The sequence below is a fragment of the Seonamhaeicola sp. ABD4_175 genome, assembly GCF_056160885.1.
Window position 1 is genome coordinate 282655 of sequence record NZ_JBSWYC010000003.1, and the last position, 18447, is coordinate 301101.

Below are 18447 nucleotides of genomic sequence, written 5' to 3' on the forward strand. Positions count from 1 at the left end.
ACCAATGTACAGAAAATTAATAATAGCTATTGCTTGCTTGGGGGTGTTTTTAATTTCATGTAAAAAAGAAAAAACACCAAAAAAAGAGCTTTTAAGTATCATGACAAAATTGCAAAAAGATACTGATTATTCTTTTTTTAAAACATTTGAACCCACAAAAGCAGATATAAAATTTATAGCAAAAGATAGTTTAGTAACAGAACAATTATTTAAATACTCAAAAAGTAGGTGGGCTGTGGTTGATGAGATGCCAAAAAACCTAATGCTATTAGATAATAAAACCGACAAAATAGCCATTGTGTCATCAAATAAAATGCAGTTGGTAGAGTGGCGTCATTTAGGAGGTGTCCCACAAAATTATAGCATGTTACATGAGTTTATTAATAATGATGTTGTTGTTTACGGCATTCAATTTATTAATAATGAAGGTAAATTAATAAAAGGAAGAGATGCCTTTTTTAAAGTTAACAATAAATGGATTTTTATACCAGAAACATATAAAGCATTTTATTAATAATTATGAATAATCAACTAACACTATTACATCCGGTTGTATCGGTAACATGGCTAAATAATAATATTAACGCCTCAAATTTAGTGGTGTTAGATGGCACCATAGCAAAAACATTAAACGCAGATTCTATACAAATTCCTAAAGCCCGGTTTTTTAATATAAAAGAAACGTTTAGTGATATTAGTGGCGCGTTCCCTAGTACATTTCCTTCGGAAAAACAATTTCAAACCGAAGCTCAAAATTTAGGCATCAATAATAATAGTGCCATTGTGGTTTATGATGATAAAGGTATTTATTCTAGTGCCCGCGTATGGTGGTTGTTTAAAGCATTTGGTTACAATAATGTAGCAATTTTAAATGGCGGTTTTCCTGCTTGGTTAAAAAGTAATCTTCAAACAGAAAAAGCAATGCCTTATACTGGTGAAAAAGGTGATTTTATAGCTAATCTTCAACCAGAATATATGATGTTTTTTAATGATGTAAAACAAGCTTCAAACAATAAAACACATACAATTATTGATGCTCGTTCTGAAGGCAGGTTTTCAGGAAAAGAACCAGAACCTAGAGCAGGTTTGCGTTCGGGTACCATTCCAAATTCTGTTAATTTACCGTTTACTAATCTGTTAAAAAATGGTGTTTTAAAAGATGAAGAAACAATTGCTAAAGCATTTTCAAACGTAATTAAAAGTAAAAACGAGCCTGTTATTTTTTCATGTGGGTCTGGTATTACAGCTTGTGTATTGGCTTTAGGTGCTGAAATTTCAGGATATAAAAATGTAGCTGTTTATGATGGTTCTTGGACAGAGTGGGGCACATTAGTACCGGCAAGTATGGAGCACCCAAGCACATGGACAAAGCAACAATTATTAGCTTATATTTTACTTTATGTTGCGCATTCAGATTTAAATGAAAGCAACAAAGAAAAAGACTATATTTTAAATAGAGTTGATAAAAATGTGTACAAATTGGTGCATGATCGTTTTGAAAAAGATAACGATTACCAAAGCATTGAAAATATTATTGAAGCAGTAAAAGCACATGAATATTTTAGAAATGATTTGGCCGATTTATTTGCCGATATTAAACTCATGGCATTTGCCGATGGAGATTTTAACACCATGGAACAAGTAGTTTATAATCAATTACAGCATATTTTGAAGCATGAATAAGCTTAGTGTTGAAAATATAATTACCAATATTGCCAATAAAAAAACATTTCATGCCGTGGCTTCAGATTATAGTTTTACTATAAAAATTGAAAGCTATGTGCCTTATGCTTGTGCAGCTATTCATAACGGACATCAATTTAGAAAAGACCTTTGGAGTAATTGTTTACATACTGCTTATGAACGTTGGTATGAAGAAGACCCCGAAACAAAAACCATGATACAAAGTCACCCAATTGTTATTGCTGGGTGCGATTCTAGGTTTGAATACGATTTAAACCGTACACCAGAAGAAGCCATTTTTACAACGGCTTGGGGTAAACAACTCTGGAAAACACCATTAACTGAAGCTGCTAAAAAACAAAGCCTAAATAAACACACCAATTTTTACAAAGTAATACACACACTTATTGAAACTTTAGAAAAAACTTTTGGTTTCTGTACGGTTTATGATATCCATAGCTATAATTGGATGCGTTGGGATAGGGAAGTGCCCACATGGAATTTAGGTACAACAAACCTAGATAATAAACGATTTGGAGAGGTTATTGAGTTATGGAGACAAAATCTTGAAAGCATAAAACTACCAAACGGAATAGCACAAACTGCTAAAATAAACGACACGTTTTTTGGTAATGGTTATTTTTTAAAATACATAACCAATCACTTTAATAACACCTTAGTTTTAGCCACCGAAATAGCCAAAGTATATTGTGATGAAACAAATCAAATTATATATCCAGAGGTAGTTACTGCCGTTGAAAACCAATTAAAAACACATATTGAAACACATGCCAACCATGTTTACAATGTAATGTGTTAAAACTATAAAGTGTTAAAGTGGCTTACATTTAAAAATAAACTTTGCAACACTTTAAATTATTTTCAAAAAAACATCATGAATATAGATAGTAATATAGATAACAAAGCACTTATAACAATTGATGCTAATATTGATAAATTAGTAAAACAAATAGAACTTTTAAGCTTTGTTAATCCTGTTAATATTGAAGAAGAAAAACAACGTTTTTTTGCTTCAAAATATTTAACCGATCCTGTTTTTAAATACCCAAACATAAATTTTGACAGGTACAAACTTCATAGGAAATTATTTGAGAATAATTTAGAAGCTATTGAAAATAATGCCATTAGAAAATTATATGAAGATATTATTTACCAATATTCAGGTTTAATTCAGTGTATTGAAAACATTGGTAGTGGTAAAAAGTTTTATTATGATTGTTTACGTTGTTTTTGTACACCTACAGAGCAAGATGTTGAAAACGCTAAGTTTATTTTACATTTTGAAGAAGAACCTGCTGATGTTGGTATGTTTGAACCAAAGTATAGTGCACAAGCTTCTGAAACGTTTTTTAGAGACTACTCAAAACGATATGATTTTGATTATAAAATTGCACATTCCAACAAAATATCAGCCATTGCAATGGTATTAAATAATGTACAAACATTAGTTTTAAATAGTAATTACACCTATTCTGATAATGAAATAGCAGTGTTAACTAATCATGAAATTGGTGTACACATGGTAACCACCATGAATGCGCAATTGCATACACTAAAAATATTTTCGCATGGGTTTCCAAATAATGAAGAAACACAAGAAGGATTAGCTGTTTTTTCAGAATATATGAGCAATAACCTTACAATAAAACGCTTAAAAGAGTTGGCTTACAGGGTTATTGCTGTTGATAGTTTAGCAAAAGGGTATTCGTTTTCAAAAACCTTTAGGCTATTGCATAATCAATATGATTTAGATAGAGAAAAGGCATTTTTTATAACGCTTAGAGTACATCGTGGTGGTGGTTTTACTAAAGATTATTTATATTTAACAGGTTTAAAAAAAGTTTATGACTACTATAACCAAGGCAAAGATTTAAGTTTGTTGCTAACAGGTAAAGTAACTTTAGAGTATGCAAATCAAATACAAACACTTATAAATTTAGGTTTAGCTACACCTGCAAAACATATTACCGATGCTTACGCGGTTAATAATAATACCAATAAAACGGTAGATTTTATTTTACGGAATTTAAAGTGATGCTCACTAAGTTTTATGTTTAATTAGTAAATATTGCACCATACTTTATATTGTAGTTACTAATTTGATTTAACTTAAAGAGTTTGAAGTGAATTTTTGAGGGGTGTTTATATACGTTGTTGTGCAACTTACTTTATCTCAAATAAGCAAATGACTGTGGCGGGTTTAACCCGAAATTTTGCTTGATACAAAGTCCGTTTTTATATTTTTTCGGATTTTTAACTTCTATAGCATAACCACTTTGTTTTCCATTAAAGTACTGCATATAATAATCTTCTGAAATTCCTGAGAATTTTGATGTTTGATTCCATAATTGGTCTAATTCGTCGTGAAAGATTCTATCAATCTCAAATTCGCCTATTACTTTGCTAATTGGTGCAGATGCATAAACAACAATCTTTTTAACCTCTTTATTTTTAAACAATGTTCGGCGAAATTCAAATTTCTTGGTGCCATTAAATATTTTATCTGCAAATTCTGGTTTAATCGATAATATAACTTTCATTAGCTCTTGCTGCTTTTAGTATTTGTTCAAATTTAGCATCACTTATTGGTTCAAAACCTCGTGGTGCATCTTGTAAAATGTTTAAATCTCTCAATTTCTTTAAGTTAACTTTTGGCATTGGGAATGACTCAATATATAAAAAATTTACAATAAATGGCCTACTATATTTATTCCAATTCCAATGCTTTTTCAGTTCATTATTGTCAAAAACACTTCTTTTTCGACAGAGTTCGATAAAATGGTTTTCATCTCTAATATCAGTTATGACATTTTCTATCACTCCAATAGTCGAAATAACTGACGTGTGATGAGCTGGACCGTTATACTTGGTTCTATAAAAAAGGACTAAATCACCCCCATTCAAATTTCTATTAATAGAACGTGAGATATAAACTTTTTTAATAGCGTTTCTATAAGGCTTATTTTCGGTGAAATCCTGTGGTGATTCGTTGTTTAGAATTGAATCGGGAAATAATTCCGTATGATATGCTGGATAAATTGGAACAATCCATTTTGTCGTATTCTTCGATACAGCAGGAAATGATAATTTAGGTTGTTGAAGATTAGGTGTTGGTTTACATTCTCTAACATAGACTTGTTCAATACCATTATCAGTTGTTTTTGTTCCCCAATGTTTAAATCCCCAATCTTCAAGCAAATAAATAAGTCGCAGTTGCTCATCTCTTTTATCAAAAATTGTAACATAAATTTCTTCTACATCGTATTGTAGTGCATTGTCAAATATTACCTTAAGAAATCTTTCTCCTAATTTATATCCTGTAGAAGTTACTTTAAACGTTCCAATTTTAAGTCTTTTCTTTTGAGGAAATGAAGGTTCGATGTCACTATAAATTTCATCGGTGTTTTCTTGTTTCAAGTATAGAAATGCTTTTACATCTCCATCTGTAATACATACATAAGAGATGTTGTCAGCTTTCTTATTGAACCAGTCTGCAAATTCATCGTAGTCTTGTTTAAAAGAGTCAAAAAATGTATCATTTATGTTGATATTACCAAAGTATTCTTTCTTTACTGCTAATACCTGATAGCTTTTTAAATCAGGATTTTCAGCGATGCATTTCTCCAAAAAGGCGTCGATTTTGAAAACCTTTTCTGCGCAACCCAAATAGTTGGCTTTTCTATGGATTCCTCTGTCTTCTGTTATAAGATAATCAACACGATTATTGTAAACTTCTTTTACTATACTCGTATCAATAAAATCATTACATGAATTGTCGGTTTGTCGTATTTGAGCTATTAGTTGGTCATCTGCCGATTCTGTTTTTAATAAATTGTAGTTAGCAATTTTAATTTTCATTGTCTTGACTACATTCTTGTCTTGATAACCAGAAATTTCTTCAATGGAAAGAGGATGAACACATTTTTCAAATTTTAATCTATCGAGCCAGTTGAAAAGTAAACCAATATCTTCGTTTACAACTCGATTAGCTTCTCGATGAATAATTATGTTGGTGTCAATTAGTATTCTCATATTTTTTTAAATGCTCCATTATTGAACTCGTATTTCCATCGATAACAGTAAACAAAGGTATTTGTAACTTTTTTGAAATGTAGTTAGCGTTCTCGATTTCCATTTTTTGCATTTTTTCGAGAATGCTTAACTTGTATCTCGTATCATCTCTTTGTTTTAATCTTTCAAAGATTATTTTGGGTTCACAAGTCAATAATATTATAGATTCTGGTTGTATTCCAATATATGTAGATTCATCTATTTTTTCAGGTTCTCCGTTTGAATTTAGCAAAGTAAAGTGTCCGTCGAGTAAATACTTTTTATTCGGATTAATAATTCTATTTAGGTTGGTCAATAATCTTTCCTGAGTAGTCGAGAAATTTTGAACTTTTTTATTCTTAGAATCACTTATTTCATTCCATTTAAGTACCTGACTTGCTGACAAATGTTCAAAATTGAATTTTTCTGCCAATTCTTTGCAAACAGTTCCTTTTCCAACTGCGTGTATTCCTCCGACAAATATTATTTTCTTTTCATTCATAGTGCTGGTTCAGTATGTTGCACAACGATTAAGATATAAATCCGTTTTATTAATTTACATCTACTAATAAACGAAGTTATTATTTAAAAAATGAAAAGCCAATATTTACAACGTGTATTGAAAGAAAAGTTATCAACAGGTGTTAGCTTAAAAACTTACTTTTTAACTCAGGTGTAGGAATCATGCAAGCCTCTTTTTTGCCATACCATTTATAGCGGTTTTTGGCAATAAAATCATAAACAATATTTCTAATAAACGCCGGAATTATATAAAAAACAGCCAGTAAGTTTCTAGGAAAACCCAAATGTTTAGCAATAGCTAATGCAGCAGTTGACTTATAAACAATACCTTTTTCTGGAGTATAGAGTAAAACAGAATCAATAACCTTAGTGTCTAAATTATGCGTATTAATAAGCGCCTGCCCAATGTTACTTTGTAATGGAGCAAATAAAAACACGTTATTTTTATCATGTTTTATAACATACTGCACAGCATTGTTGCAAAGGTTGCAAACACCATCAAATAAAATAAGTTGTTTGTTATGTGGTATTGGGGTTTTCACACTACAAAAATACGGCTTTTAAAGGGTATTTAAAAAGGTATTTAAATCGGTTTCTTTATCTAGTTTTAGTTTCTTTTTTAGGCGGTATTTACTTTTTAAAACACTTTCGGGTAATACATTAAGCATTGAGGCAATCTCTTTAGTGGATAAGTTCATGCGTAAAAAGGATGCTAGCCTAATTTCCTTTTCGGTAATATCAGCATAAATGGCTTTCAATTTGTTATCAAAATTATTGTGTACTTCGGTAAAGTAGCTTTTAAATATCTCCCAATCTTTATCTTCAGCACTTTCTTTTTTAAGTAGCATAACTAAACGGCGGAATTCAACTTTAAAAAGTTCTGGAGATTTTTTTATCTTCTCTAAATTCTCTTTTAACTCTTGTATAAAGGTGTTTTTTTGAACCAAATGTAGCGTTTGTGAAGCAAGTTCTTTCTTTTTAAAAGCAATCTCCTGTTTGTAGATTTCTTCTTGTTTTTTTCGCTCAATTTTATTTTTTTTTATGCGTTGTTTAAACCCGAAATATAACAAACCAGAAACTGCAAGAAATGTAAACATACCACCGGCATAAAGCCCTTTTTTAAGATTGCTAATTTCAACTTTTTGGTTTAGAGTTTCTATTTCTTTTTGTTGAAAAGCAATTTCAGCTTCTTTTTTTTCGGTTTCATAAATGGTTTGTAGTTCAGATAATTTTTGTCCGTTTTCAATATTGTAAATACTATCGCTTATTTTTTTATAGAGCTTATGATAAAAATATGCGTTATCGGTTTGGTTTAATTTTTCATAATTTTTATAAAGTAAGTTGTAAGTGTTTAGCTGTGTTTCTAATAAGTCTTTATGTTTTGCAAGCTTTAAAGCTTTTTCTGAAAGACTAATGCTTTTGTTGTAGTTGCTTTCTATAAAGGCAATTTTAGCCATTTGAATTTGATTATCGGTAACTCTAGCTGTTTCTTGAAGAGAATCTGCGATTTTTAAAGATTTGTTAAAGTATTTGTTCGCTTCTTTATATGTTTTTCCTTTTTTATGGTAAAGGCCTAAACCGTAATAAACCATAGATAGTCTACCGGGGCTTTTCATTTCAATGGCAAGATTTTTGGCTTTTAGTAGCATTGTTTTAGATGTATTGTAATGTTCTTTGTTGCTAAGATTAAGAACACCTAATTGTGTGAGTCCAAAAATAACCCCAAGCTTATCATCTCTTTCTTTGTATTTGTTGAGTGCTTTTTCATAGTACTTGATTGCCATTGAAGTGTCCTTCATTTTTAAGTAGTTATAACCAATAGCATTTATAGCACTAATGGTACTTCTTATGGCTCTATCATCTGAATATTGTTCATAAATTCTCATGGCTTTTAAGTTGTTTTCTAACGCCAATTTAAACTGTCCTAAATCATTATAAACAATAGCTTTCTTTTCAAGTGCTCCTGCATAACCTGTAGTATCATTGGCAATTAAAAAGTGTTTTTCAGCCTTACTTGCATGAAATAAAGTGCTATCATGTTGATTTATAAGAGCATGGTTTAAGGATAAATTTAAGTGCATTGCAGCAATACAGCTATGTTCTGCATGTTCAATACTTAATTTTAGGCCTTTTCTGTAATATTTATTAGAGTTTTCTAAGTCGTCTGTATAAGAATATGCAATAGCCATTCTTTGGTAACCAGTATAGGTGGTAGGCACATCGTTTAGTTTTTTGCCTAAATCTATAAGTTGTTGTGCATATGCAAATGCTTTACCGCTATTTCTATTTATATGGGCTCTCCATAAATTTGTTAAAATGGGTGTTCTTTCTGTGGTTTCTGGTGTGTTGTTTAAAATATTTATAAGGCTATCAATTTGTTTTGGTGTAGCATCATATTGTGAAAAACAGAAAGAAGTGCTAAATAAAAGAAGAAATAAAGTGGTTAACTTTTTCATTATTAGGATTGTTAATTACACAACTAAGATAGTTAATAAACCTTTTGGTTTCTATATAAGAAGTTTTCTTAAAAATAGTCTTGTTCACAATAAATCTATGTTTCTGGTTTGGGTTTTATATTTTTATTGAAAATTAATTTGCTGATAATCAGTTTTTTGTGGTGCTTTTAAAAATTATATGTTACGGCTTTGTCCATGTGTGTTTTTAGCTGTTTTTGGTAATGCTGTCCATGGTTTGTCCATGCTAAAAATTAGTTTTCACTTCCATTGGTGTATAAGTTTGAACTGTTGAATCACAAAAATTAGAAATCATGAAAACACAGCTATTAACAATCAAGCCAATTTTATTGGTATTAACAACCATTATACTTTCATGCAACGCATGCAGTTCAGAAAGTGTAGAAACAAATCCAAACAATCAAGTATCGGGCGAAGCACTTTTAGAAGTAAACAATCTTCTAGCAAGTTTAAGTAATTTTGAACAACCAGATGAAGACGCCAACCAAAAATTTGTTGAAGAAGTAAGTAAAGAGCGCGAAGGCCAAAAAAACGAGTGCGTAGTAAACAAATACAAGTTATCACCCGGTTTTAGTGAAATGATTTTACTAGACCCTACAAGCGATGTTATTTACCCTGGCGCTATGCTAAAAGGAGAATCTATTCCCACAGGAGAATATATTGGTATTACAGGTAACAGAGCGCCCATAACTTTATCGGTTTCTTTAGAAAATTTAAACGGAAAACCATCAGCGTATATAGAAAACCCTAATGTAAACACTGTAAGAACAGGTGTAAAAAATATGCTGCAACAAGGTGTAACGGGGTCAGCATCAGCAAAAGTAAATTTTACTACAGAAGAAGTATATTCAGAAGAGCACTTAGGGGTTGCATTAGGCGCTAGTTATTCTAAAGGAAAAAATAGTATTTCGGGGTCTTTCAATTTCAATAGTTCAGAAAAAAAATACAAATACGTTATTAAATATTTGCAAGTGTATTATACCATAGATTTAACCATAGAAGACAGTGAAAACCCCGGAAAACTTTTCGCTTCAACACCTAATTTAAACAGTACAAGTCCTGTAATAGTATCTTCTGTAAAATACGGACGAATGTTAATTTATACTGTAGAAACCAACTCAAAATTTACAGATACTCAAGCGGCATTTAATGCGGCATTTAAAGGTGGATCTGCTGGTGGTAATGGAGAGCACCAAGCATTTTGGAATAGCTCTACCGTAAAAGCGCTAGTAATTGGTGGCTCATCTGGTGATGCGGCACAGGTTGTAAGCGGTCCGCAAGGTGTATATAGTTATATTACTGAAGGTGGCGAGTATTCAGCAAATTCTCCTGGTGCTCCTTTGGGTTATACATTGCGTTATATTAGAAAAGGCTTTCCGGTTGCAAATGTGGTGTTATCTAGTGAATATAATATTAGAACATGTTATGAAGCCTATCATAAATTTGGTATTCAGCTTTACGGTATAAACTTAGTTAAAAATAACGGAGGCAGTATACGTTTACACGGTAATATGAAAGCACAAGTTTTTCAAAATAATAATGTTATGGCGTCAGAGTCTTACACACGTACTAGAAATAATTACATTATACCCGAGGAAGGTAAGTTTTGGCCCATACCAATAGATAAAACTCAAGAAATTGAATTGTATATGCCAGATTTAGAGAATGATTATATATTACTTTCTGCAGAGTTTACCGAAGATGATGCCATTGGAGGCGATGACTATTTAGGAAAAACAGAAATGAAAATTTTACTAAAAGATGTGCAAAATGGTAAAGATGATGATAATGATGGCAGCGACAAAGACGATTATGTCAGATTACTTCTAACAGAAGATAAAGATATTGATATGCGTACCTACTTTTATGCGTGGCGAGTTTACTAATTTATTTATTAAAAGCAGTCGGCACCTTAAAGTTGTAGATTCAACAACTTGGTGTTGGCTGTTAATTAATTCCTTAAAACTTTTAAACTATAATTTTTTATGGTGTTACCCTTCTTAGGTCGGGTCGGGCTTTCGGTAGTCGCTCTCTCCTGCGTCGAGGAGCTCCAACAAATACCTCAATCCCTAACACAACTACCAGCAATAACAGTTAAACACACAAAAAAAATTACTGCCAGCCAATGCCTAATGCCTTATTTCTTCACAGCTTCAACCAATTCCAATTGTTCTAAGCTCACATTGGTAGTAAAAATACCGTAGTTAACAACAGCTTTGTTTTTTTCAATTTTGTCAATAGTACCAATAGCTCTGCCATCTTCCATTCTAACGCGGTCTCCAAGTTTTAAAATAGGTTTTGGTTTAGGTGGTTGTTTGGCTTTTAGTTCTTTTTCAACCTTTTTCTTTTTTCTTATAACGTTTACCTTTTTTTCAACCTCTTGCTTTACCTGTTTTTCTTTGGCTTTTTCTGCCTTTTTCTGTTTAGCCGATATGCGCTTACGTTTCGAGTTTTCAATTTGCACCAACTTAAAAAGTTCGCTCATTAAATCGCGCTTTTGTTTGTTGTTAAAATATTTTTCAGCTAAATCATCAACTTTTTGTCCTAAATAAATTAAGCGTTGGTTGCTATCGTATAGTTCTTGGTAGCTTTCAAGCTTTTTCTGTATTTTGGCATTAATCTCTTCTAACTTATCAGCTTCTTCACCTTTTTTCTTTTCATTTTGTTTAAGCGATTGCCCTGTTTTTTCAAGCTTAGAGCGTTCTTTTTGTAGTTTGGCAATAGTAGCATCAAAACGCACTTTACTACGTTCAATTTTCTTTTTGGCACGGTTAATTAAACTGTACGGTATACCGTTTTTCTGGGCAACTTCAAACGTAAAACTACTACCAGCTTGCCCAATTACTAGTTTAAACATGGGCTCTAATGTGCGCTCATTAAACAGCATATTAGCGTTTTCCATAAAAGGCAATTCGGTAGCTAATATTTTTAGGTTAGAGTAGTGGGTGGTTATAATACCAAAGGCTTCACGGTGGTAAAACTCTTCTAAAAACGTTTCGGCTAAAGCGCCACCAAGCTCTGGGTCACTACCTGTACCAAATTCATCAATTAAAAAAAGCGTGTTTTTATTACACTTTCTTAAAAAGTAATTCATTTGTTTTAGCCTGTAACTGTAGGTACTCAAGTGATTTTCTATAGATTGGTTATCGCCAATATCACTTAAAACCCTATCAAAAATACAAACTCTACTGCGCTCATGCACCGGAATTAATATACCACTTTGCAGCATAACTTGCAGTAAACCAATGGTTTTTAATGTAATACTTTTTCCGCCAGCATTTGGCCCAGAGATAACAATAATTCTACTATCTTGTTTTAGTTCAATAGTTTGCGGAAAGGTTTCTTCATTTTTCGCTAAATTATTTAAATATAGCAGCGGGTGGTAGGCGTCTCGTAAAAATAGGTGGCGTTCTTCGGTTATTTCAGGTAAAATAGCATTCATAGAGCGCGCATATTTAGCTTTAGCTGCAATTACATCCATGGTTACTAAAAACGCTTGAGAGTCTTTTAAATGGTTTGCAAATGGCCTAATAAAGTTAGTAAGTTCCTTTAAAATTCTTATAACTTCTTCTTGCTCTTCGTATTCTAAATTATTAAGTTCTCGGGTATGTTGTAAAGTTGTTTCGGGTTCAATGTAAACAATACTACCGGTTTTACTGCTGCCCATTATAGAACCACGTACTTTGCGCCTGTACATGGCTTTTACTGCTAAAACGCGCTTGTTTTCTATTACGGTTTCTCTAATATCATCTAAATAATCCTGACTACTGTATTGGTTTAAAGCCGATGTAAAACTTTGGTTTATTTTCCCTTTAATAATGTTTATAGATTGCCTTAAATTATAAAGCAATGGCGATGCATTGTTTTTAATTTCACCAAATTTATCAATAACACTTTCGGTTTTTTCAATAATTATTTTGGTAACTTCAATGCGTGAACTTAAATTATTTAGTTGTAAATAGTACTCTTTAAACTTTTCTAAAAACAGTACAATGTCATTGGTAGTTGCAGATAGTGATGCTATTTTTTTAAAACTGTAAACCTCTAAGTATGTGTTTTCTATGTTTAGTAACTTTAACTCTTTGTTTATGTCTTCAAAACTATGATTTGGTATCCGGTTGTCGTTATAAAATGATGATACATACTCATTGGTTAATGCTAATGAGAATAGAACAGCTTCTTTGGTTTTTAGCGGATTTGATTTTAAAACACGTGCTGTACCAAGTGGCGTAATACAGTGTGTGCTTACTTGTTGTAAAACCGTGTAAAACTCTAAATCTTCTAATGTTTTTTTGTGAATGTTTATCATTCTTAAATGCTAAATAAGGCTACAAATTTAAGCATTATGTTTAAAGGTTTGTGTGGTTTTGTTTAGGTTAATTACTGTTAATTAACAATGCGGTGTTGTTTTTTAACACAGTTATAACGTTAACCTGTTGATTTTGTGTGTACTTTGCACTTGTTAAAGTTAATTAATTATCCAAAGCAAACATTAATCAAACATCGAACAGTTAAGTGAAAAACCCAATTGGAAGCAGTTGGGTTTTTAGCTTATGTAATTCCAAATGTTTTTGTATTTAGATAAAGCTTTGTAAGTATTTAAAATATTAATATTACTTGGATGTAATAATGAGGGGTCTTCTTTAAGTACTTTTTTAGCGTAGTAGCGTGCATGTTGCAATACATCTTTATCTTTTACAATATCGGCAATTCTTAGGTTTAAAACACCACTTTGTTGGGTTCCCATAACATCACCAGGACCTCTTAGTTTTAAGTCAACTTCGGCAATTTCAAAACCGTCATTGGTTTTAACCATGGTGTCTAATCGGGTTTTACTGTCGTCAGATAATTTATGCCCTGTCATAAGTATGCAGTAGCTTTGTTCTGCACCTCTACCAACGCGTCCACGTAATTGGTGTAGTTGTGATAAGCCAAAACGTTCGGCGCTTTCTATAATCATTACCGAGGCATTAGGCACATTAACGCCTACTTCAATTACAGTTGTAGCAACCATAATTTGTGTTTCGCCTTTGGCAAAGCGTTGCATTTCATAGTCTTTATCGGCGGGTTTCATTTTGCCGTGAACAATAGAAATTTGGTAATCTGGCATAGGAAAATCTCTCGAAATGCTTTCATAGCCATCCATTAAATCTTTATAATCCATTTTTTCACTTTCTTGAATTAACGGATATACCACGTAAACTTGACGCCCTTTTTTTATTTCATCTTTAATAAACTTAAAAACATTAAGGCGGTTTTTATCAAACCTGTGTACGGTTTTAATGGCTTGTCTCCCTGGAGGTAATTCATCTATAACAGAAATATCTAAATCACCGTAAACAGACATGGCTAAGGTGCGCGGAATTGGAGTCGCGGTCATTACCAAAATATGGGGCGGATTTGAGGTGCCTTTATCCCAAAGTTTTTTTCTTTGTGCTACTCCAAAACGGTGTTGCTCATCAATAATAGCGAGTCCTAAATTTTTAAATTTCACTTTGTCTTCAAGTAAGGCATGAGTGCCTACTAATATTTGCAAATTACCGCTTTCAAGCGCTTGATGTATTGTTTTTCTGTTTGAAGTTTTAGTTGAACCTGTCAATATTTCTATATTGATATTCAGTTTATTACACCATTCTAATAATCCGTTATAGTGTTGAACTGACAAAATTTCAGTAGGCGCCATTAGGCAGGCTTGAAAACCATTATCTAAAGCCATGAGCATACACATAAATGCCACAATGGTTTTACCAGAACCAACATCACCTTGTAGTAGTCTGTTCATTTGGGCATTGCTTCCTAAGTCGGCTCTTATTTCTTTTAAAACTCGCTTTTGAGCATTGGTTAATTCAAAAGGTAAATGGTTGTTGAAAAAGGTGTTAAAATAGGTGCCAACTTTATCAAAAGTAAACCCTTTAATTTTTGTTTTGTGAATGAGGTTTTTAATTATTAGTTGTAGCTGAATAAAAAATAATTCTTCAAATTTTAAGCGTAATTGTGCTTTTGCTAATAGTTCTTGGCTTTTTGGAAAATGAATATTTAAAAGCGCTTCACTTTTATTTAAAAGGTGTAATTCTGAAATGAGTTCAGAAGAAAGTGTCTCGGTAAAACGTCCTTTTGTTTCTAAAAATAATTGCTGCACAATTTTACTAACAACCCTATTACTAATGCCTTTATTTGTAAGTTTTTCGGTTGATGGATAAATAGGTTGGATACCCGCGTTAAGTCCTTTTTTGTGCTCTTCAGTCGTTTCAATATCGGGGTGTGGCATGCTAAATTTGCCGTTAAACCAATTGGTTTTACCAAAAATAACATAAGGGGTATTTAATTTTAAGCTGTCTTTTATCCATTTATGACCTCTAAACCAAACGAGTTCCATAGTGCCAGTTTCATCTTGAAAAGTTGCCACCAAACGCTTGCCTCGTTTTTGTGCCACCTCTTTAAAGCTTTTAATAACACCAACCACTTGTATTTCGGCATTACTTTGCTGTATTTGGTTTATTTTGTAATACCGCGTTCGGTCTATGTAACGGTTTGGGAATAGGTTGAGTAAATCTTGAAATGTGTGGATACCAAGTTCTTTACGAAACAAATCGGCTCTGTTGGGGCCAACGCCTTTAAGGTAATCTATGGGTGTTTGTAAAAAAGCGGTATTCATAGAACTAAATTAATTCTTTTGAAACGAATTACAAATGGTATTTTGGACTAAAGTTTGCTATATTCACTGTATGAAAAATATATTCATATTATTTCTGTTTTTTTTAACGCTAGTCTGTTATGGGCAACAAACTGATAGTGTTGATTTTAAAACTTGTAAAGCAAGTATTAGTTTTAATGTTGCTAAAAATGAAGTAATAGGCAAGGTGGCTTATACTTTTAGTATATTAAAAAAAACAGATTCGGTTTTTTTAGATGCACAAAACATGCAGTTTAAAAATGTTAGTTTGTTTATAAATAATAAGCAACAATTTTTAAATATCGTAAATTCTAAAAGTAAACTCATACTTCATCATACATTTAAAAAAGGGAAACAATACACTGTAACGTTTAATTATAATGCTACTCCAAAAAAAGCATTATACTTTATTGAAAGAGATAATGAACCTCAAATTTGGACACAAGGACAAGGGAAGTATACAAGTAATTGGTTGCCAAGTATTGATGATATGAATGATAAAATAGTGTTTAACTTAGCTGTTACTTTTAATAAAAATTACGCAGTTATAGCCAACGGTAATTTAATAAACAAACATGCAAACCAATCTATAACTACATGGCACTATAGTATGCAAAAACCCATGTCTAGCTATTTGGTAGCTCTAGTTATTGGTAAATATGATAAAAAGGTAGAATATTCTAAAAGCGGCATTCCTTTAGAAATGTATTACTACCCTGAAGATTCTTTAAAAGTTGAACCAACCTATCGCTACACGAAACAAATATTCGATTTTTTAGAAGAAGACATTGAAGTACCGTATCCATGGCAAAATTACAAGCAAATACCAGTAAAAGACTTTTTATATGCCGGTATGGAAAACACAAGCGCAACTATTTTTGCTGATAGTTTTGTAACAGATTCTATTGCATTTACAGATAAAAATTATGTAAATGTAAATGCCCATGAGTTGGCACACCAATGGTTTGGTAATTTGGTAACAGAAACCAATGGTACGCACCATTGGTTACAAGAAGGTTTTGCTACATATTACGCCTTATTAGCTGAAAAAGAAGTGTTTGGAGAAAATTACTATTATTGGCAACTATATAAATACGCAAAAGAATTACAACAACAAGATAAAGCAAAAGCAGGTACAGCGGTTTTAAACCCTAAGGCAAGTAGCACAACATTTTACAAAAGAGGCGCATGGGTGTTACATGCGCTACGAAATAAAATTGGAGATACCGCTTTTAAAAAGGCCGTTAAAAACTATTTGCAAAAACATCAATATAAAAATGTTGAAACTAATGATTTTATAAGTGAAGTAGAAAAAATAAGCAAGCAAAACTTAAAGGGGTTTGTTGAAACTTGGTTAAAGCGTGAGGTTTTTAATTTTGATGAGGCTATACAACTTTTAAAAACATCAACATTTATAAGCAATTATTTAGAAGTTGACTGTGAAACTAATGATTTGAAATGTAAACAGTTGTTAAATACTAATAGTTCAGATGAGGTAAAAGTGAAAATAATTACAGAAAACCCACAGCTAATAACTAAAAATACATTTAAAAATTCTATAAAAGTAAGGCAAGCCATTGCTCAAAATTTAATAGAAATTCCTTTAGAATTAAAAGAAGATTATGAGTCGCTTTTAAATGATAAATCATATGTAACTATTGAAACGGCGTTGTTTAATTTATGGCGAAATTTTCCTGAAAGTCAATCAAAATATTTAAAAGCAACAAAGGGAATAATTGGCTTTCAAAATAAAAATATAAGAACGCTTTGGTTAACATTAGCCTTAATTACTAATGGTTTTGAAACCGAACATAAAAAACAATATTTTGAAGAGTTAACAGCTTATACAAGTGCCAAATATGGTTTTGAAGTTAGGCAAAATGCCTTTCAATATTTAAGTGAAATTCAAGCTTGTGCAGCCCAATGTAAAGAAAACTTAAAACAAGCTACTAAACATCATAACTGGCGTTTTAAAAGTTTTGCAACTACTTTACTTAAAGCGTTAAAAGCAGAATAATTATTTTCTACGTTCTTTATTTGCAGGATTTCTACAGACTAAACAAGTTGCTAAGTAGGTTATAGAAAGTTCGTAAACACCATCGGTTCTTCCAATATTTGAAGTGTTAAAATCATAAGAAAAACCAAAGCGTAAACGTTCAAATTCTACACCAACCAATGCATTTATTGATGTTAGTAAATGACTGTTACCACTGTTTTTAGCAGGATTTGTAACAGCCATAGCGCCTAAAAATAGTTTGTTTAGTTTGGCTGTGGCGGCTAAATCAAACCTGTTAAACTCGCCTTGTTGCATATAATTTGCAGAAAGTATCATGTCATTATAATCAAAATACGGAAACTTATAATTGGCGTGTATAGTGTACAGAATATCTAATGGAACATTACCATTGTTTAAAAACGAAATATTGGGTCTATTTAAGTGTTTTACGGCGGCACCAAGCCATAAATCGGTATCATTACTTCTGTTTTTCTTATCGAACACAAAACCAGCTGTAAAATCTACAAATCCAATATTATCATTGGCATTAGCAGCAAACGGATCACTAGAATTTGCGTTTACAGTACCAGCATTTATATTAATTTGATCTGATAACAATAAATTTCTGAAGTTAAACGATTTCATGCCGTAACCAATTTCAATGGCAGGCCTAAAAAACCAATCGTTATGCAAACCAACAATATAGGTAAAGTTAGCATTAAACTGAAAATGGTTGTAACTAGTGCTGCTTTCTCGCTGATTTAAAACACTAGCACCAACACCAATGCCATTACTAGCAGTTTCTAACCACGTGTTAAAAAAGGCATAATTAGTGTCTACTTGTAAGTCTAAATAAGGCCATTGTGTACGGTGTAAAACTCCAAAATAGGTAGCTTGTTCAAAACCTGAAAATGCAGGGTTTATAGTTTCAGACACCATGAAATACTGACTAAAAATGGGGTCTTGCGCATGTGCTTTAAAACAATAACATGCGGTTATTACAATAACATATAATTTTATTTTCATGA

Annotated in this window: 14 protein-coding genes; 6 read left to right on the plus strand and 8 right to left on the minus strand. The window is 31.9% G+C overall.

What is annotated here, in order from left to right:
- The first annotated feature begins 4 nt into the window (after window positions 1–4).
- From ACXAG4_RS11055 to ACXAG4_RS11070, 4 genes are all read left to right on the plus strand, one after another.
- The gene (locus ACXAG4_RS11055) at window positions 5–514 is read left to right on the plus strand and encodes a hypothetical protein (protein WP_475296151.1); all 510 of its coding nucleotides are present in this window, start codon (window positions 5–7) and stop codon (window positions 512–514) included.
- A 5-nt stretch (window positions 515–519) separates the two neighbouring features.
- Window positions 520–1683, plus strand: coding sequence for a sulfurtransferase (locus ACXAG4_RS11060; protein ID WP_475296152.1), 1164 nt, complete (start codon window positions 520–522; stop codon window positions 1681–1683).
- On the plus strand, window positions 1676–2503 hold the full coding sequence (locus ACXAG4_RS11065; protein ID WP_475296153.1) for an N-formylglutamate amidohydrolase: 828 nt from the start codon (window positions 1676–1678) through the stop codon (window positions 2501–2503). The genes ACXAG4_RS11060 and ACXAG4_RS11065 overlap by 8 nt, the downstream gene beginning before the upstream one ends.
- Window positions 2504–2578: 75 nt before the next feature.
- Complete coding sequence (locus ACXAG4_RS11070) at window positions 2579–3739, plus strand: flavohemoglobin expression-modulating QEGLA motif protein (protein ID WP_475296154.1); 1161 nt, start codon at window positions 2579–2581, stop codon at window positions 3737–3739.
- Between the two features lie 133 nt (window positions 3740–3872).
- Here ACXAG4_RS11070 and ACXAG4_RS11075 read toward each other — a convergent pair whose 3' ends face one another.
- The 5 genes from ACXAG4_RS11075 to ACXAG4_RS11095 form a co-directional block, all read right to left on the minus strand.
- Window positions 3873–4244: an ASCH domain-containing protein gene (locus ACXAG4_RS11075; RefSeq protein WP_475296155.1), complete on the minus strand. Its 372-nt coding sequence runs from the start codon at window positions 4242–4244 to the stop codon at window positions 3873–3875.
- Window positions 4222–5736, minus strand: a complete 1515-nt coding sequence (locus tag ACXAG4_RS11080; RefSeq protein ID WP_475296156.1) for a PIN domain-containing protein — start codon at window positions 5734–5736, stop codon at window positions 4222–4224. Before ACXAG4_RS11080 ends, ACXAG4_RS11075 begins: the two co-directional genes overlap by 23 nt.
- A complete protein-coding gene (locus ACXAG4_RS11085; RefSeq protein ID WP_475296157.1) occupies window positions 5720–6256 on the minus strand; it encodes an ATP-binding protein in 537 nt (178 codons plus the stop codon). The genes ACXAG4_RS11080 and ACXAG4_RS11085 overlap by 17 nt, the downstream gene beginning before the upstream one ends.
- Window positions 6257–6398: 142 nt before the next feature.
- Window positions 6399–6818: a thiol-disulfide oxidoreductase DCC family protein gene (locus ACXAG4_RS11090; protein ID WP_475296158.1), complete on the minus strand. Its 420-nt coding sequence runs from the start codon at window positions 6816–6818 to the stop codon at window positions 6399–6401.
- An 18-nt stretch (window positions 6819–6836) separates the two neighbouring features.
- Window positions 6837–8732, minus strand: coding sequence for a tetratricopeptide repeat protein (locus tag ACXAG4_RS11095; protein ID WP_475296159.1), 1896 nt, complete (start codon window positions 8730–8732; stop codon window positions 6837–6839).
- Window positions 8733–9043: 311 nt separating this feature from the next.
- On the opposite strand from ACXAG4_RS11095, the gene ACXAG4_RS11100 reads away from it, so the two are divergent.
- Complete coding sequence (locus ACXAG4_RS11100) at window positions 9044–10636, plus strand: thiol-activated cytolysin family protein (RefSeq protein ID WP_475296160.1); 1593 nt, start codon at window positions 9044–9046, stop codon at window positions 10634–10636.
- 251 nt (window positions 10637–10887) lie between these two features.
- Here ACXAG4_RS11100 and ACXAG4_RS11105 read toward each other — a convergent pair whose 3' ends face one another.
- Complete coding sequence (locus ACXAG4_RS11105; protein ID WP_475296161.1) at window positions 10888–13059, minus strand: endonuclease MutS2; 2172 nt, start codon at window positions 13057–13059, stop codon at window positions 10888–10890.
- A 237-nt stretch (window positions 13060–13296) separates the two neighbouring features.
- A complete protein-coding gene (recG, locus tag ACXAG4_RS11110) occupies window positions 13297–15405 on the minus strand; it encodes an ATP-dependent DNA helicase RecG (RefSeq protein WP_475296162.1) in 2109 nt (702 codons plus the stop codon).
- Window positions 15406–15475: 70 nt separating this feature from the next.
- Here recG and ACXAG4_RS11115 point away from each other — a divergent pair, with 70 nt between their 5' ends.
- Window positions 15476–17440: a M1 family metallopeptidase gene (locus ACXAG4_RS11115; protein WP_475296163.1), complete on the plus strand. Its 1965-nt coding sequence runs from the start codon at window positions 15476–15478 to the stop codon at window positions 17438–17440.
- Here the strand turns inward: ACXAG4_RS11115 and ACXAG4_RS11120 are convergent, their stop codons facing one another.
- Window positions 17441–18445, minus strand: a complete 1005-nt coding sequence (locus ACXAG4_RS11120) for a PorP/SprF family type IX secretion system membrane protein (protein WP_475296164.1) — start codon at window positions 18443–18445, stop codon at window positions 17441–17443.
- Between the last annotated feature and the right edge of the window lie 2 nt (window positions 18446–18447).

Bases quoted from the DNA above. Each gene is read 5' to 3' on its own strand.
- ACXAG4_RS11055 (WP_475296151.1), top strand. From the start codon at position 5: ATGTACAGAAAATTAATAATAGCTATTGCTTGCTTGGGGGTGTTTTTA.
- ACXAG4_RS11060 (WP_475296152.1), top strand. From the start codon at position 520: ATGAATAATCAACTAACACTATTACATCCGGTTGTATCGGTAACATGG.
- ACXAG4_RS11065 (WP_475296153.1), top strand. From the start codon at position 1,676: ATGAATAAGCTTAGTGTTGAAAATATAATTACCAATATTGCCAATAAA.
- ACXAG4_RS11070 (WP_475296154.1), top strand. From the start codon at position 2,579: ATGAATATAGATAGTAATATAGATAACAAAGCACTTATAACAATTGAT.
- ACXAG4_RS11075 (WP_475296155.1), bottom strand. From the start codon at position 4,244: ATGAAAGTTATATTATCGATTAAACCAGAATTTGCAGATAAAATATTT.
- ACXAG4_RS11080 (WP_475296156.1), bottom strand. From the start codon at position 5,736: ATGAGAATACTAATTGACACCAACATAATTATTCATCGAGAAGCTAAT.
- ACXAG4_RS11085 (WP_475296157.1), bottom strand. From the start codon at position 6,256: ATGAATGAAAAGAAAATAATATTTGTCGGAGGAATACACGCAGTTGGA.
- ACXAG4_RS11095 (WP_475296159.1), bottom strand. From the start codon at position 8,732: ATGAAAAAGTTAACCACTTTATTTCTTCTTTTATTTAGCACTTCTTTC.
- ACXAG4_RS11100 (WP_475296160.1), top strand. From the start codon at position 9,044: ATGAAAACACAGCTATTAACAATCAAGCCAATTTTATTGGTATTAACA.
- ACXAG4_RS11105 (WP_475296161.1), bottom strand. From the start codon at position 13,059: ATGATAAACATTCACAAAAAAACATTAGAAGATTTAGAGTTTTACACG.
- recG (WP_475296162.1), bottom strand. From the start codon at position 15,405: ATGAATACCGCTTTTTTACAAACACCCATAGATTACCTTAAAGGCGTT.
- ACXAG4_RS11115 (WP_475296163.1), top strand. From the start codon at position 15,476: ATGAAAAATATATTCATATTATTTCTGTTTTTTTTAACGCTAGTCTGT.
- ACXAG4_RS11120 (WP_475296164.1), bottom strand. From the start codon at position 18,445: ATGAAAATAAAATTATATGTTATTGTAATAACCGCATGTTATTGTTTT.